General features: G+C 64.2%; 10 protein-coding genes and 1 pseudogene. 8 read left to right on the forward strand and 3 right to left on the reverse strand.

Features of this window, described 5'->3' with window-relative positions; genetic code table 11:
* The first annotated feature begins 41 nt into the window (after nucleotides 1-41).
* On the forward strand, nucleotides 42-1,949 hold the full coding sequence (gene quiC / locus ACIGFL_RS01880; protein ID WP_397495950.1) for a 3-dehydroshikimate dehydratase QuiC: 1,908 nt from the start codon (nucleotides 42-44) through the stop codon (nucleotides 1,947-1,949).
* 76 nt (nucleotides 1,950-2,025) lie between these two features.
* Complete coding sequence (locus tag ACIGFL_RS01885) at nucleotides 2,026-2,697, forward strand: TetR family transcriptional regulator (RefSeq protein WP_021445556.1); 672 nt, start codon at nucleotides 2,026-2,028, stop codon at nucleotides 2,695-2,697.
* Nucleotides 2,698-2,819: 122 nt separating this feature from the next.
* Here the strand turns inward: ACIGFL_RS01885 and ACIGFL_RS01890 are convergent, their stop codons facing one another.
* The 3 genes and pseudogenes from ACIGFL_RS01890 to ACIGFL_RS01900 all read right to left on the reverse strand — a co-directional run bounded on the left by ACIGFL_RS01890 (nucleotide 2,820) and on the right by ACIGFL_RS01900 (nucleotide 4,506).
* Nucleotides 2,820-3,671, reverse strand: coding sequence for a shikimate dehydrogenase (locus tag ACIGFL_RS01890; RefSeq protein WP_397495951.1), 852 nt, complete (start codon nucleotides 3,669-3,671; stop codon nucleotides 2,820-2,822).
* A 4-nt stretch (nucleotides 3,672-3,675) separates the two neighbouring features.
* Nucleotides 3,676-4,116 (reverse strand): type II 3-dehydroquinate dehydratase, encoded by a 441-nt coding sequence (aroQ, locus tag ACIGFL_RS01895; RefSeq protein WP_021444772.1) that lies wholly within the window; start codon nucleotides 4,114-4,116, stop codon nucleotides 3,676-3,678.
* Nucleotides 4,117-4,325: 209 nt separating this feature from the next.
* Nucleotides 4,326-4,506 (reverse strand): annotated as a pseudogene (locus ACIGFL_RS01900) (hypothetical protein).
* Nucleotides 4,507-5,147: 641 nt separating this feature from the next.
* Here ACIGFL_RS01900 and ACIGFL_RS01905 point away from each other — a divergent pair.
* The 6 genes from ACIGFL_RS01905 (at nucleotide 5,148) to ACIGFL_RS01930 (ending at nucleotide 14,845) form a co-directional block, all read left to right on the forward strand.
* A complete protein-coding gene (locus ACIGFL_RS01905; protein ID WP_397495952.1) occupies nucleotides 5,148-5,990 on the forward strand; it encodes a WD40/YVTN/BNR-like repeat-containing protein in 843 nt (280 codons plus the stop codon).
* Between the two features lie 11 nt (nucleotides 5,991-6,001).
* A complete protein-coding gene (locus ACIGFL_RS01910) occupies nucleotides 6,002-8,470 on the forward strand; it encodes an RND family transporter (protein WP_397495953.1) in 2,469 nt (822 codons plus the stop codon).
* A 131-nt stretch (nucleotides 8,471-8,601) separates the two neighbouring features.
* Entirely contained in the window at nucleotides 8,602-10,410 is a 1,809-nt protein-coding gene (locus ACIGFL_RS01915) for a DUF1302 family protein (RefSeq protein WP_397495954.1), read from the forward strand.
* Between the two features lie 19 nt (nucleotides 10,411-10,429).
* On the forward strand, nucleotides 10,430-11,758 hold the full coding sequence (locus ACIGFL_RS01920; protein ID WP_397495955.1) for a DUF1329 domain-containing protein: 1,329 nt from the start codon (nucleotides 10,430-10,432) through the stop codon (nucleotides 11,756-11,758).
* 155 nt (nucleotides 11,759-11,913) lie between these two features.
* Complete coding sequence (locus ACIGFL_RS01925; RefSeq protein ID WP_090337483.1) at nucleotides 11,914-13,230, forward strand: DUF1329 domain-containing protein; 1,317 nt, start codon at nucleotides 11,914-11,916, stop codon at nucleotides 13,228-13,230.
* Nucleotides 13,231-13,300: 70 nt separating this feature from the next.
* Nucleotides 13,301-14,845: a methyl-accepting chemotaxis protein gene (locus ACIGFL_RS01930; protein WP_397495956.1), complete on the forward strand. Its 1,545-nt coding sequence runs from the start codon at nucleotides 13,301-13,303 to the stop codon at nucleotides 14,843-14,845.
* Nucleotides 14,846-14,865 lie beyond the last annotated feature (20 nt).

Here is a 14,865-nt window from a genome sequence, read left to right on the forward strand (position 1 = left end):
GCCGCCGCTGAGCGCCGGCGTCCCCAACCAGGAGTTGCAGCATGCAGCGTTCGATTGCCACCGTCTCCCTGAGCGGTACCCTGCCGGAAAAACTCGAAGCCATCGCCGCCGCCGGCTTCGACGGCGTGGAGATCTTCGAGAACGACCTGCTCTACTACGACGGCAGCCCCAGCGAGATTCGCAAGCGCTGCGCCGACCTCGGCCTGGCCATCACCCTGTTCCAGCCGTTTCGCGACTTCGAGGGCTGCCGGCGCGACCGCCTGGCGCGCAACCTCGACCGCGCCGAGCGCAAGTTCGACCTGATGCAGGAACTCGGCACCGACCTGGTGCTGGTGTGCAGCAACGTCGCCGCCGACTCCCTGGGCGACGAGGACATCCTCGTCGACGACCTGCGCCTGCTCGCCGAGCGCGCCGGCGCGCGCGGCCTGCGCATCGGCTACGAGGCCCTGGCCTGGGGCCGCCACGTCAACACCTACCAGCAGGTATGGAAGCTGGTGCGCCAGGCCGACCACCCGGCGCTGGGGGTGATCCTCGACAGCTTCCACACTCTGTCGCTCAAGGGCGACCCGGCGGCCATCGCCGAGATTCCCGGCGACAAGATCTTCTTCGTGCAGATGGCCGACGCGCCGCTGCTGGCCATGGACGTGCTGGAGTGGAGCCGGCATTTCCGCTGCTTCCCGGGGCAGGGCGAGTTCGACCTGGCCGGCTTTCTCGCGCCGATTCTGCGCACCGGCTACCGCGGCCCGCTGTCGCTGGAAATCTTCAACGACGGCTTCCGCGCCGCGCCGCCGCGGCAGAACGCCGCCGACGGCCTGCGTTCGCTGCTCTATCTGGAAGAGAAGACCGCCAAGCGCCTGGACAAGGAAGGCCTGACGATCGAGCCCGGCGTGCTGTTCACCCCGCCGGCGGCCAGCCGTTACGACGGCGTGGAGTTTCTCGAATTCGCCGTCGACGAGGCGGTCGGCGCGCGCCTGGCCGGCTGGCTGGAGCGCCTGGGCTTCGCCCGCGCCGGCCAGCACCGCTCCAAGGACGTCAGCCTGCTGCGTCAGGGCGATATCAATATCGTGCTCAACGCCGAGCCCTATTCCTTCGCCCACAACTTCTTCGAGGCCCATGGCCCGTCGCTGTGCGCCACCGCGCTGCGGGTGAAGCACGAGGCCGCCGCCCTGCAGCGCGCCTGCGACTACCGCGGCCAGCCCTATCGCGGCCTGGTCGGCCCCAACGAGCGGGAAATCCCCGCGGTGCGCGCCCCCGACGGCAGCCTGATCTACCTGGTGGAGCAGGCCGGCGCCGGCCAGACCATCTACGACACCGACTTCAAGCTGGACCCGAACGCCGTGGCCGGCGGCGGCCTGCAGCGCATCGACCACATGGCCCTGGCGCTGCCGGCCGAGTCGCTGGACAGCTGGGTGCTGTTCTACAAGAGCCTGCTGGACTTCGAGGCCGACGACGAGGTGGTGCTGCCCGACCCCTACGGCCTGGTCAAGAGCCGCGCGCTGCGCAGCCGCTGCAGCTCGGTGCGCCTGCCGCTGAACATCTCGGAGAACCGCAACACCGCCATCGCCCACGCGCTGTCCAGCTACCGCGGCTCCGGCGTGCACCATATCGCCTTCTCCTGCGAGGACATCTTCGCCGAGGTGGCGCGGGCCAAGGAGGCCGGCGTGCCGCTGCTGGAAATCCCGCTGAACTACTACGACGACCTGGCCGCGCGCTTCGACTTCGACGATGAGTTCTTGAGCGAGCTGGCCTACTACAACGTGCTCTACGACCGCGACGCCCAGGGCGGCGAGCTGTTCCACGTGTACACCGAGCCGTTCGAGGAGCGCTTCTTCTTCGAGATCATCCAGCGCAAGAACGGCTATGTCGGTTACGGTGCGGCCAACGTCGCGGTGCGCCTGGCGGCCATGGCCAAGGCGCGCAGCGGCGCGGCCAAGCGTCCGCGGCTGTGAGCGCAGGGGGGCGACTTCCCAGCGCCCCGGCTGCCACGGATAATCCGCCCATTCCAATAAGAAGCCGTGAGTCCGTATGAGCGATACCGCAGAGAGCCTCGCCACCCCCGCCACCGAGGCGGCGCGCAAGGGGCGCAAGAACAACCCGGAGAAGACCCGCGAGAGCATCCTTCTGGCGGCGGTCGACGAGTTCGTCCGCCACGGTCTGTCCGGCGCGCGGGTCGACGCCATCGCCGAGCGCACCCACACCTCCAAGCGGATGATCTACTACTACTTCGCCAGCAAGGAGCAGCTCTACCTGGCGGTGCTGGAGAAGCTCTACGGCGATATCCGCAACACCGAGGCGCGGCTGCACCTGGGCGAGCTGACGCCGCCGGAAGCGATCCGCCGGCTGATCGAGTTCACCTTCGACCACCACGACCGCAACGTCGACTTCGTGCGTATCGTCAGCATCGAGAACATCCATCACGGCGAACACATCACCCGCTCCGAGGTGATCCCGACGCTGAACAACTCGGTGCTCGAGGCCATCGCCGACATTCTCCGCCGCGGCGAGGCCGAGGGGCTGTTTCGCAGTGGCCTGAACCCGCTGGACATCCATATGCTGATCAGCTCGTTCTGCTTCTACCGGGTGTCCAACCGCCACACCTTCGGCACCATCTTCCAGATCGACCTGTCCGCCGAGGACAACAAGCAGCGCCACAAGCAAGTGATCTGCGAATCGGTGCTGCGCTATATGCAGGCCTGAGACGAGGGCGCCGTGCGCGCCAAATTCGCCACTGCCAGGGTGCGCACATGGCACACCCCGTGCGGTTTGGCATCGTTCAATAAAAAAGGGCCCGCAGGCCCTTTCTATTGTTCGGCGCTCGCCTAGAAACTGGCGAAATGCGCCAGCATGCGCTGGGCATCGGCCTGCCGGCCGCTGAACAGCTCGAACGCCTTGACCGCCTGGAACACCGCCATATTGCCGCCGTCCAGGGTCTGGCAGCCGAGGGCGCGGGCGTCGCGCAGCAGCTCGGTCTCCAGCGGGAAGTAGACGATCTCCGCCACCCACAGCGCCGGGCGCAGCAGCGCCTTGGGCACCGGCGTGCCGGGCAGCTTGGCCATGCCCATCGGGGTGGTGTTGACCAGGCCGTCGGCCACCGCCATGGCGGCCGCCAGGTCGCTGCCGACCAGGGCGCGACCGGCGCCGAAGTGCTGGTTGAGGTTGTCCGCCAGGGCCTGCGCGCGCGCCGGCTCGACGTCGAAGAGGCTCAGTTGCTCGACCCCTTCGCTGAGCAGCGCATGGGCCACCGCGGCACCGGCGCCGCCGGCGCCCATCTGCACCACGCGCTGGCGCGCCACGCCCGGCAGGCCGCGACGCAGGCCCTCGGCGAAGCCCAGGCAATCGGTGTTGTGGCCGACGCGCTTGCCGTCCTTGAGCACCACGGTATTGACCGCGCCGATGCCGCGCGCCTCGTCCGACAGCTCGTCGAGCAGCGGGATGATCGCCTGCTTGCAGGGGAAGGTGATGTTCAGCCCGGTGAAGCCCATGCGCTCGGCGGCGCCGAGCAGCTCGGGCAGGGCGCCGCTGTCGAGGCCGAGCTGGTCCAGGTCGATCAGCCGGTAGAGGTAGCGCAGGCCCTGGGCGTCGCCCTCGCGTTCGTGCATGGCCGGCGTGCGCGAGCCCTGGATGCCGGCCCCGATCAGGCCGGCGAGGATGCTGGATGTGGCGGAGGACATGGCGTTATCCCTTGAGCAACTGGCTGAAGTATTGCAGCCCCAGGCGATAGCCCTGGCTGCCGAGGCCGCAGATCACCCCGACGGCGATCGGCGAAACGAAGGAGTGATGGCGGAAGGCCTCGCGCTTGTGCACGTTGGACAGGTGCACCTCGAGCACAGGCAGCTCGCTGGCCACCAGGGCGTCGCGAATCGCCACTGAGGTGTGGGTCCAGGCCGCCGGGTTGATCAGGATGCCGGCGCAGCGCCCGCGCGCCTTGTGAATCCAGTCGAGCAGCTCGCCTTCGTGGTTGGTCTGGCGAAACTCGATGGCCAGGCCGCACTCGGCCGCGGTGTCGGCGCACAGCCGGGAGATGTCGGCGAGGGTCTCATGGCCGTAGGTGGCCGGTTCGCGGGTGCCGAGCAGATTCAGGTTGGGGCCGTTGAGCACCAGGATGCAGGGAGACATAGGGGCGATCTCTTGTTGTTGTGGCAACGGGCGACAAGTCGTTTCGGAAAAATGTACTAACTAGTTAATACGGTCAATCGGGCGGATCGCTTGCGCTGGCCAACGGCAGCCGGGGAAAGCTCGGTGGAAACGCTGCAGGCCAGCAATGGCGGGGCTTGCAGCCAGATGGCGGGGCGCCAGGGCGGTCGGCGAAACTGGGCGATTACCGGCTAGGCGCTGGGGCGAGGGGCTAGGACCTGATAGTCGAGCGACTCGCCCAGCGCACAGCCACCCACGCCGCCGGCCAGGTCGCCGAAAATGGCGCCTGCTTTAGACAGGGCCGGCGACGCCAGCCTGACCACCTGCCAGGGCCGCGCTGACGCCACGGCCGATGGCCGCACCGACTTTCATGGCGTGATGGAAGGAAGCGACTTTGGGGGAGTGACCGCGAGCGCACGGCAATGACAGGGGGCGAACCTGCTTGGTGGTGATGTCAGTGCGGTTATGTAGGGCTGAGGTTTTTTGAATCGAATGGCTGTTCAGGATCTCAGCCGTGTCCGTCGGGAGCAGCGCTGGCCATTGAGCGCATGCCATGGCTGACCCGGCGCCCTTCAAAATCCATTCGCTGGCGGATCCTTGCGTCTGTACTTCACCAAATGGACAACCCTTTCGTTGGTTTGATTATTTGCTCAACTCTACCGTCTAAGAGCTGGGGTGCGAGCCCTTCTGTGGAGTATGGGTAAGGCAATAAAAATCAATGTATATCAATGACTTATATCGTTATTAAAACCAGAGGTTAACTGCTGGCACAGGCGTTGCTCTAGCGTCATCAACCGCTTCAAGACAACAACAATCACAAGTGGTGAGACGTGATGAAAACGCGAAACTCTCTCGATGGCCGTTGGCCGTTGAGTGCCTACCGCCGTGCACCCTGTTTGCTTAGCGCAATACTCCTCCCTGCTTTCTTGGTTGGCTGCGAAGCGCAGCTAAATCTCTCCGGTGTAGAGGCCGACAGCTCCAAGGCCGTTCAGCGCACCGATTTTTACCAGGCCATGGCCAGTACACCAGGCGCCACTCTGCTGGCCGGTAACAATGGCGTGCTGTTGACCAGTCTCGATCAGGGCAAGAACTGGTCGCGTCAGATCATCGCAAATGGTCGCAGTCTGATTGATCTGGATGCCTGCGCCGATGGCAGCTTCATCGCGCTCAGTTTCGACAACCATCTTTGGCATAGCCACGATCAGGGCAAGAGCTGGCGAGAGATCCAGTTGCCGACCCAAGAGCAGATGCTAACGGCGTCCTGTTCGCCAAGCGGAGCCTGGTGGGTCGGCGGCGGCCTAAGCACGTTGCTCGGCAGCACTGACTTGGGGGCCAGCTGGCAGGAAACCAGCCTCGACGAAGACGCCATGCTGACCAACCTGCAGTTCATCGACCGCGACCATGCGGTGGCCGTGGCTGAGTTCGGCATGCTCTTCGCCAGCCAGGACGGTGGCACCAACTGGCAGCTGGCCGGCACCCTGCCGGACGAGTTCTACCCGCACGCCAGCTACTTCCGCAGCCCCGAGGAGGGCTGGGTCGGTGGCCTCAACGGCTTCATCTACCACACCACGGATGCCGGGCAGAGCTGGCAACGCCAGAGCACGCCGAGCAGCGCACCGATCTTCGGCTTTCTAGCGAGCGACAACGGCCTGTTCGCCGTCGGCGACCACAGCAGCGTGCTGCAACTGGCCGGTGAACAGTGGCAAACGCTGCCGACGCCCGATGCGCCGGTCTACTTGCGCGCCATCACCGCGGATAGCGCGCAACGCCTGATCGTTGCCGGTGGCCGCGGCGTGCTGCTGACCCTCGACACCGCGCCCAGCGCTACGCCCGCCGTTGCCACCACGACCGACTGAGACCTATCACCATGCCGATACTGCATCCGTTTAGCCATAAGCTGGCTCAGGCCAAGGTCTGGTTGTTCGACCACCCGCGCACCGTGCTGGCGATCATCGCGGTGCTGACCCTGTTCTTCGCCCTGCGCATTCCCGGGCTGAAGGTCTACACCGACTTCTCCGACCTGCTGCCGCAGGAACACCCCTACATCCAGCTGCACAACAGCATCAAGGACAGCTTCGGCGGCGCCAACGTGCTGGTCATCGGCGTGGCCTTCGACAAAGGCGACCTGTTCAGCAACGAGCGCCTGGCCTTGATCGATCGGGTCACCCAGGCGGTGGACAGCCTGCCCGGAGTCAACCACAACCTGGTCAGCAGCCTGACCCACCGCAACTCGCGCAAGGTCTGGCTGACCGAGGTCGGCAGCATCAACTCCGAGCCTTACTACCAACCCGAATTCGGCCAGCTCTCCGCCGAGCAGTTGGCGGCGATGAAAGCCGACGTGGTGGCCAACCCGCGGGTCTATGGCCCGTTGGTGTCGCCGGACCTGCAAGTGGCGTTGGTCAAGGCGCAACTGATCGAAGGCCAGCTCGACTACGCCAAGACCTTCGCGCAGATCCAGGCGCTGCGCGACGCCGAGAAGATCGACGGGGTGACCCTCTACGCCACCGGCCAGCCGGTGCTGGTGGGCTGGGCCTACACCTACATGAGCCAGATTTTGCAGATATTCATCTGCACCGTGCTGATCATGCTGGCGCTGCTGGTGATGCATTTCCGCAAGGCTTATGGCGTGCTGATCCCACTTGGCGGGGTGCTGATCTCGACCATCTGGGGCCTCGGCATCATCAGCCTGCTGGGCTACAACCTCGACCCGCTGGGCCTGGTGATTCCCTTCCTGATCGCCGCCCGCGCCATGAGTCACGGCGTGCAGCTGGTCGAGCGTTATTACGCCGAGGTCAAACTGCTCGGCGACGGCCCGCTGGCCGCGCGCGCCACCTTCGACAGCCTGTTCCGCCCCGGCACCCTGGGCATCGTCTCGGATGCCATCGGCCTGCTGCTGATCGCCATCGGCTCGATCGCCCTGAACACCAAGCTGGGCATCTATGCCTCGCTGTGGGCGACCACGGTGATCTTCAGCGTGCTGATCGGCGTGCCGCTGCTGCTGTCGATCCTGCCCAAGCCGAAGAACCCGGAAATGCGCGAGACCGCGCTGCGCCACATCGGCGCGATCTGTGCGCGGACGGTGGCCAACCCGAGCGCCGCGCGCAAGGCGCTGGGCCTGGCCGCGCTGGCCATCCTCGCCAGCCTGTGGGCCTCCTCCCAGGTGCGCATCGGCGACTCCGAGCCCGGTTCGCCGATCCTCTACCCGGAACACGATTACAACGTCTCGTCCAAGGAGATCAACCAGCGCTTCCCCGGCTCGGAAGAGCTGTACATCGTCGCCGAGCATGCCGAGAAAGGCGGAATCAAGAAGCCCGAGGTGCTGCGCGCCCTGCAATCGCTGCAAAACCACATGCTCAGCGACCCCGCGGTCGGCGGCAGCAAGGGCTTGCCGGACCTGATCACCCAGGTCAACCGGCTGATGCACAACGACGATCCGCGCTGGCTGCAGATTCCCCACGACGCCAATTACGTCGGCGGGCTGATGTTCACCTACATGGCCTCCAGCCCGATCCCAGGGGCGCTCAACGAGTTCACCGACACCGACGACCGCATCGCCAACCTGGTGTTCTATTACAAGGATCGTCAGGGCGAGACCATCCGCCGCGCCATCCACATGGCCAAGCAGTGGATCGAGCAGCACGGCGATGCAGTGCCGGGGCTGAGCATCCGCCTGGCTGGCGGTACCCTCGGCGTGGCCGCGGCGATGAACGAGTCGGCATTCGAGACCAACCTGGTGGTGCTGCCGCTGGTGTTCCTGCTGATCTTCGCCTTCGTCATGCTGTTCTACACCTCCTGGCATGCCGGCTTGATGATGCTCCTGGCGATGGCCTTCGCCACCGCGCTGACCTACGCCTATATGGGCCTGGCCGGCATGGGTATCGACATCAACACGGTGCCGGTGATCGCCGTCGGCATTGGCGTGGGCATCGACTACTCGATCTACATGATGGATCGCATCCGCGAGGAAATGGCCAAGTTAGGCCGTCTCACCGACGCGGTGCGCCAGGCCATCGCCACCACCGGCATGGCCATCAGCTTCACCGCACTGACCCTGATGGCCGGGATCATCATGTGGGTGATCCTCTCGGACCTGCGTTTCCAGTCCGATGCCGCCCTGCTGCTGTGCGTGATGATCGTCATCAACGCCATCGCCGCCATGTTGCTGGTACCCGCCTGGGTGCTGGTGTTCAAACCGAAGTTCATCACCGGGGCCTATGCCGACGCAGACGGCATTCTGCACGCCGATGCTGCCGTGCCCGCCTCAGCCGAACCCCTGCCGGTCGCGCCCTGCGTGGCGACCGTCGGGCTGCCGCAAGAGGAACGCCATCCGGCCTGAACCGGATGTCTTCCCACACTTAAACCGCACGAGGACCTGTCATGCCGACAACAACAAAAATGGGCCTGCGACACTGGAGTCTGGCCCTGCTGGGCGGCTCAAGCCTTGCTCTGACGCCACTGACTTCGGTCATGGCCGAGGAAGAAATGCAGTTCACCGGTTTCTACGAGAATGCCACCTTCGTTCGCGATAGCGCCGGATTGTCGAAATTCCGCAACACCGTGCAGGTCAACGCGGACAAGAAATTCGGCACCCTGGGCCAGCTGAACTTCAACAACGTGGCCTTCCACGGCACATTCCGCGGCACCTACGACGGGGTCTACGACCTCAACAGCAGCGAGTACGGCAGTGGCGCCGGCGGCGCGGTCAACCTGGAGAACAACATCGCCGGCGCGGGCTCGACCGTGCCGCACGGCGGTGGCATCCGTCCGCCAGGCACCTTCTTCGGCTTCAACGACGCGCGCAACCCCAACGAGGGGATGATCGTGCTCGGCGAAAACCTGCACAAAACCCGTGGCGGCGTGGCCTTCGGCGTGCCGGTACGGCCCTGCGACAAGGACAGCCGCGGCTGCATCGACGACTACCTGGACTACAGCAGCAACGACCTGCGTTTCCCCGAGTTCAACGAACGGCTGGACTTCATCCGCGAGCTCTACGTCGACTTCGACAACGATCTGCCCAACGGCGACATCCTCAGCTGGCGCCTGGGCAAGCAGCAGGTGATCTGGGGCCGCACCGACCTGTTCCGCGTGCTCGACGTGATCAACCCGGTCGACTTCTCGCGCAACAACATCTATGACGAGCTGGAAGACATCCGCATTCCCATGTGGATCGCCAAGGCCGACTGGCGCATGGGCGCTGGCGAGGTGTTCGACGACCTCAACCTGTCGTTCGTGTGGAACTTCGACAAGTTCCGTCCGCACAACCTCGGGCAGTGCGGCCAGCCCAACTCGATCCTCGACGCTGGCTGCTTCTTCCGCGGCATGAACAACCTGTGGGAAAACGGCGGCACCGTGGCCAACTTCGCCGGCGGCAACATCGCCACCGACTTCGGCCCCGGCCAGATCGGTATCCGCAAGGCGCACATGCCGTCCTGGAGCCTGTCCAACAGCCAGTTCGGCATCAAGCTGGAAGGCGTCTATGGCGATTTCGGCTTCTCGCTGAACGCCCTGACCTACCGCTCGCAACTGCCCTCGCTGCGTGGCGGCATCCCGGCGCAGAACGCCTTCACCGGTGAAACCGCGGTATGGCCGGGCCTGATCGCCTTCGATATCCATTTCCCGCGGGTCAACCTGATCGGCGGTTCGATGGACTACTACTCGCAAGCGATCGACACGGTGTTCCGCTTCGAAGTCGCGCACACCGAGGGCGAGGAGTTTGCCAACACCCTGCAATCACGGCTGTTCTCCGAGTCCGACGTCACCCGTTACGTGATCGGTGCGGACAAGAACATCTTCATCCCCTTCCTCAACCCGGGCCGCGCCTTCCTCTTCTCCGGCCAGCTGTTCGGCCAGCACATCCACGAGCACCAGCTTGAGGATCGCCCACTGGGCAAGGCCGGCATGCCGGACTGGGAGCAGAACTGGATCGGGACCTTGCTGGTGAAAGGCTGGTGGATGAACGACCGCCTCAGCCCGCAAATAATCGTCGCGCATGACTTCAAGGCCCAGGCCACGGCCATCGCGCCGAGCGTGGAATACCTGTTCAGCGACAACTTGAAGATCGTCGCCGGCGCCAACTTCAAGGTCGGTCGCGGCGCTCGCGAGTTCGACGACTGCCGCAGCTGCAACCCCTGGGATCCCTTCACCAGCTATGGCCTGCCGGAGGGCGCCACCGCCGGTCTGAGCGGCTACGAGCCGCTGGGCCGCTTCCGCGCCGGCCCCATCGGCATGGCGCAGAAGGAAGACGAACTGCAACTGACCCTGCGTTACAGCTTCTGATCAATCACGAGGAATAGCCATGAACAACAAGAAATCCCGGCAGAGCCGCGCCCTGGCGCTGGCCCTGTTGACGCTGGGCGCGACCAGCGGCGTGCACGCCGCCGACGAGGCGGTGATCCAGCAGTCCTTCTACCCCTACCAGAACGACAAGCCGAGCTTCGCCGGTCTGAGCGCCGGCATGACCATCAACAAGGGCAACGTCGCCCAGTTCAAGGAGATTCTCGACCCGGCCTTCTACGGCTTTATCGAGAAAGGTTGGGCGGAGCTGAAGGTCGGCGACACCACCTCCTTCGACCTGCACCCCAACTATGTCGAGGCTACCCGCCAGCACATGGACACGGTCAAACTCGGCGCGAAGCCCGGCGAGATCAGCGGCGCCGTGGCCGGCCGGCCGTTCCCCCAGGAGCCGGACGCGAACGACCCGCGCGCCGGCGAGAAGCTCGCCTGGAACTACAAGTACGGCTACAACTGGGGCGACAGCGCCGCCATCTCGCCGTTCTACTGGAAGTTCCGCGACATGAACACGGGCAAGTTGGAACGCACCATCAAGTTCGACTTCCACTTCCTCAACTTCACCCGCCGGGTCAACCAGGAGCCCACGCCGGCGATCACCCCAAACCCGTCGCAGCTGTTCCGCGGTATCTACGTCAAGGTGCTGGAGCCGTATGACGTACGCAACACCCAGCTGTTGATCCACCGCGCCGAAGACGACCTCAAGCGTGACAACTCCTGGCTGTACCTGGGCTTCCAGCGTCGCGTGCGGCGCCTTGCCACCGGCCAGGTGACCGATGCCTTCCTCGGCTCCGACTTGATGATCGAGGACTTCGAGGGCTACAACGGGCGTATTTCCGACATGCAGTGGAGCTACAAGGGCACCCGCTTCATGCTGATGCCGTTCTACAACCACAACGACCTGACGCTGGACAGCGAAACGCACAAGGACAGCGACGGTTACCAGGTGGTGGCGTTCGGCGGTCAGGGCGGCTGTTTCCCCAACATCACCTGGCAGCTGCGCAAGGTCTACGAGGTGGAATCGGTGCCGGTGGACGGCAGCCACCCACTGTCCAAGCGCGTGCACTACATGGATGCGCAGACCTTCACCGTGCCGCGCACCGTGTCGTATGACCGCAAGGGCAGCATGTGGAAGACCTTCACCATCGGCCAGGCCCACCCGGACCACCACCTGCCGAAGAACAAGGGTTCCGGCGTGTCGATCGACGACAGCTTCACGATGATCGACATCCAGGCCATGCACTGCACCACGGGGCAGTTCAAGGGCCAGGTCGATCCGGAGATGAGCAAGCCGGAGATGTTCAGCGTGCAGCACATGCGCGCCACCGGTAACTAAGCCGCGCCACTCGGTCCGGCCGGTTAGACGCGGCCGGGCCTTTCTCCCAACCAGCAGCCCAGCCAACAGCGCCGTCCGCATGGGCGGCGCTGTGAGAAGCCGTGCCCGCAGGCCAGGAACCTGTCGAGCGGGATCCCTCCAGCAAAGGTTCAGCCATGAATAATAACAACAGACTGTTTTGTGCCTTGCTCTACCTCAGCCTGCACCCGCTGTCCGCCCTGGCCGATGACGAGCTCATCGACAAGGCCTTCTACCCTTACCGCGCGGCAATACCCGAGGCCGACGGTCTGAACACCGGCATGCTCATCGAATCCGACAACGTCGAGCGCTTCAAGGAGCTGCTCGACCCCGCCATGCTCGGCTTTATCCGCCAGGGCTGGACTCGCATCGAGGTCGCGCCGACCACCTCGTTCGACCTGCACCCCCACTACGTCGAGGCCACCCGCAAACACCTGAACAGCGCCAAACTAGGCGCCAACCCCGGTGAGATCAGCGGCACCATTGCCGGCCGGCCCTTTCCCGCGGAGCCGGATGCCGCCGATCCGCGCGCCGGGGAGAAACTCGCCTGGAACGTCAAGTACGGCTACAACTGGGGCGACAGCGCGATCATCTCCCCGTTCATCTGGAAGTACCGCAACATGGACACGGCCGAGGTGGAGCGCACCATCGGCATGACCATGAACTTCCTCAACTTCACCAATCGGGTCAACCAGCCGCCGCTACCGGCCATTACCCCCAACCCGTCGAACAAGTTCCGGGCGATCTACCTCAACATCGACTCGCCGCAGGATCTGCGCAACACCCAACTGCTGATTCATCGTTTCAACAACGATCTGAAGCGCGACAACTCCTGGCTCTATCTGGGCTTTCAACGCCGCGTCAGACGCCTGGCCACCGGGCAGATGACCGACGCTTTCCTGGGCTCCGATCTGATGATCGAGGATTTCGAGGGCTACAACGGGCGCATCGCCGACATGCGCTGGAGCTATCAGGGTACCCGCTTCATGTTGATGCCCTTCTACAACCACAACGACCTGGCCCTCGACGAGGGCAGCACCGACAGCGAGGGCTACCGCATGGTGGCCTTCGACGGCAAAGGCAACTGCTTCCCGCGCATCACCTGGCAACTGCGCAAGGTCTATCAGTTGCAGGCAACGCCGCTCAATACGTTCGCCCGCCACCCGCTGTCCAAGCGCGTCCATTATGTGGATGCACAGACCTTCGCCGTGTCGCGCACCGTCTCCTACGACCGCCAGGGCGAGCCGTGGAAGACCTTCACCATCGGCAAGGCGCACCCGGACCATCACCTGCCGATCAACAAGGGCAGCGGAGTCGCGCTGGACGACAGCTTCTCGATGATCGACATGCAGGCCATGCACTGCACCACCGGACAGTTCAAGGGCCAGGTCGACTCCGAGCAGAGCAAGCCAGAGATTTTCAGCGTGCAGTACCTGCGTGCAACCGGGAATTGATCCCTCGTACAGAGGCGCTCTTATCCCTGCTCATCTCAGGATCGCCAGTGCATTAAAAAGGACGTGCAATATGACACTCACTCATGCTCACCCCACCGAACAGTTGCTCTTGCTGTGCGACGCCAGCGGCCTCATCACCTACGTCAGCCCTGCTTTCGCCAGCCTTGCCGGCTACAGCCCTGCGCAATTGCTCGGTCAGCCGGTCAATTGTCTGCGCCACCCAGAGATGCACGCCGGCCCGTTCAAGGATCTGTGGGGCACGGTGAACAAAGGGCAGTCGTGGATGGGCATGCTGCAGAACCGCCGCGCCGATGGTCAGGGATTTTGGGTCGACGTCTACATCAGCCCGATCCTCGAAAACGGTGAGGTACTCGAGTATCAGGCGATCTACCAGTTGCCGACCCCGCAGATGATTGCCCGCGCAAGTGAAACCTATCGTGTGCGGGCTCAAGGTCGACAGCCGGCCTGCCTGCGCTGGCCGAACCCGAGTCAGGCGTCTCGCCAGAGCCTGTGGGCTTGCCTGTCAATCGCCCCTCTGGCGGCGCTAAGCATCACTCTGCAGCCCATGCTCGGCGGGCTCGCCACGCTAGGTTCGGCAATACTCTGCTGGTTGCTGCTGCAGCGACAAGCCCGGCCATTCGCTGCGCTCGTGCGCAATAGCCGCAGTCTGGTGCAGCATCCAATCAAACAGTTGATCTACACAGGCCGGGTGGATCAGATCGGACAGATAGAGCTGGCCATGCGCCTGCTGGAATTCAGGCTGGCCGCCTTGCTCGCACGCATTCACGACAGCAGCCGCCAGGTTGCCGAGGGCGCCGGTCAGGCTACTAGTCTGGTCGGCGCTAGCAGTGCTGCCTCGCACGACCAGCAACAGGAGCTGGCCGGAATCGCTGCGGCCGTCGAGGAGTTCGCTGCGACCACTCAGCAAGTCGCCAAAAGCACCTTCGACGCAACCAGCCTGGCCCAGCAAGCCGAAGCATTGACCAATGACGGTCGTCAACGCATGGAACAGGCCAGATGGAGCATCAACCGGCTTTCCGACACGCTGGAGAGCTCAGCGAGCGCGGTAGCCGCCCTCGCTCAACACAGCCAGGATATCGGGCGCATTTCCGAGGTGATTCGCAGTATCGCCGAACAAACCAACTTGCTTGCGCTCAACGCCGCCATCGAAGCCGCGCGGGCGGGCGACAACGGTCGTGGCTTCGCAGTGGTCGCCGACGAGGTGCGCTCGTTGGCCCGCCGTACGCAGAGTTCTACCGACGAGATACAGGGCATGATCGAGGTACTGCGTCAAGGCACTAGCCAAGTGGTGCAGACGATGGAGCAAGGCCGCAGTCATCTACTGTCAAGCGTTAGCGAGGTTGATGGCGCCGCCACAGTGCTACTGGGTATCCTCGACAGCACCGCCAGCATTCACCAGTTGAGCACGCAAATTTCCAGCGCCAGCGACCAACAAAGCCTGGCAGCGGAGGAGATTAACGCCAAGCTGCATGCCATTCATCAGCTGGCGTTGCACAGTGGCGAACAACTACGCAACACCCTGAAGTTTGCCGAACAGGTAAAGACTCAAGCTCAACGCCAACAGGCCTTGGTTGGCCATTTGCTGAACGGCTAAGGCGTTGTCTGAACGCCCGC

This window comes from Pseudomonas sp. NPDC077649 (genome assembly GCF_044542855.1).
In the GTDB taxonomy this organism is placed as follows: Bacteria; Pseudomonadota; Gammaproteobacteria; order Pseudomonadales; family Pseudomonadaceae; genus Aquipseudomonas.

Excerpts from the sequence above, each read along its gene's own strand:
- quiC (WP_397495950.1), top strand. The coding sequence starts at position 42 with ATGCAGCGTTCGATTGCCACCGTCTCCCTGAGCGGTACCCTGCCGGAA.
- ACIGFL_RS01885 (WP_021445556.1), top strand. The coding sequence starts at position 2,026 with ATGAGCGATACCGCAGAGAGCCTCGCCACCCCCGCCACCGAGGCGGCG.
- ACIGFL_RS01890 (WP_397495951.1), bottom strand. The coding sequence starts at position 3,671 with ATGTCCTCCGCCACATCCAGCATCCTCGCCGGCCTGATCGGGGCCGGC.
- aroQ (WP_021444772.1), bottom strand. The coding sequence starts at position 4,116 with ATGTCTCCCTGCATCCTGGTGCTCAACGGCCCCAACCTGAATCTGCTC.
- ACIGFL_RS01905 (WP_397495952.1), top strand. The coding sequence starts at position 5,148 with ATGGCCAGTACACCAGGCGCCACTCTGCTGGCCGGTAACAATGGCGTG.
- ACIGFL_RS01910 (WP_397495953.1), top strand. The coding sequence starts at position 6,002 with ATGCCGATACTGCATCCGTTTAGCCATAAGCTGGCTCAGGCCAAGGTC.
- ACIGFL_RS01915 (WP_397495954.1), top strand. The coding sequence starts at position 8,602 with ATGGCCGAGGAAGAAATGCAGTTCACCGGTTTCTACGAGAATGCCACC.
- ACIGFL_RS01920 (WP_397495955.1), top strand. The coding sequence starts at position 10,430 with ATGAACAACAAGAAATCCCGGCAGAGCCGCGCCCTGGCGCTGGCCCTG.
- ACIGFL_RS01925 (WP_090337483.1), top strand. The coding sequence starts at position 11,914 with ATGAATAATAACAACAGACTGTTTTGTGCCTTGCTCTACCTCAGCCTG.
- ACIGFL_RS01930 (WP_397495956.1), top strand. The coding sequence starts at position 13,301 with ATGACACTCACTCATGCTCACCCCACCGAACAGTTGCTCTTGCTGTGC.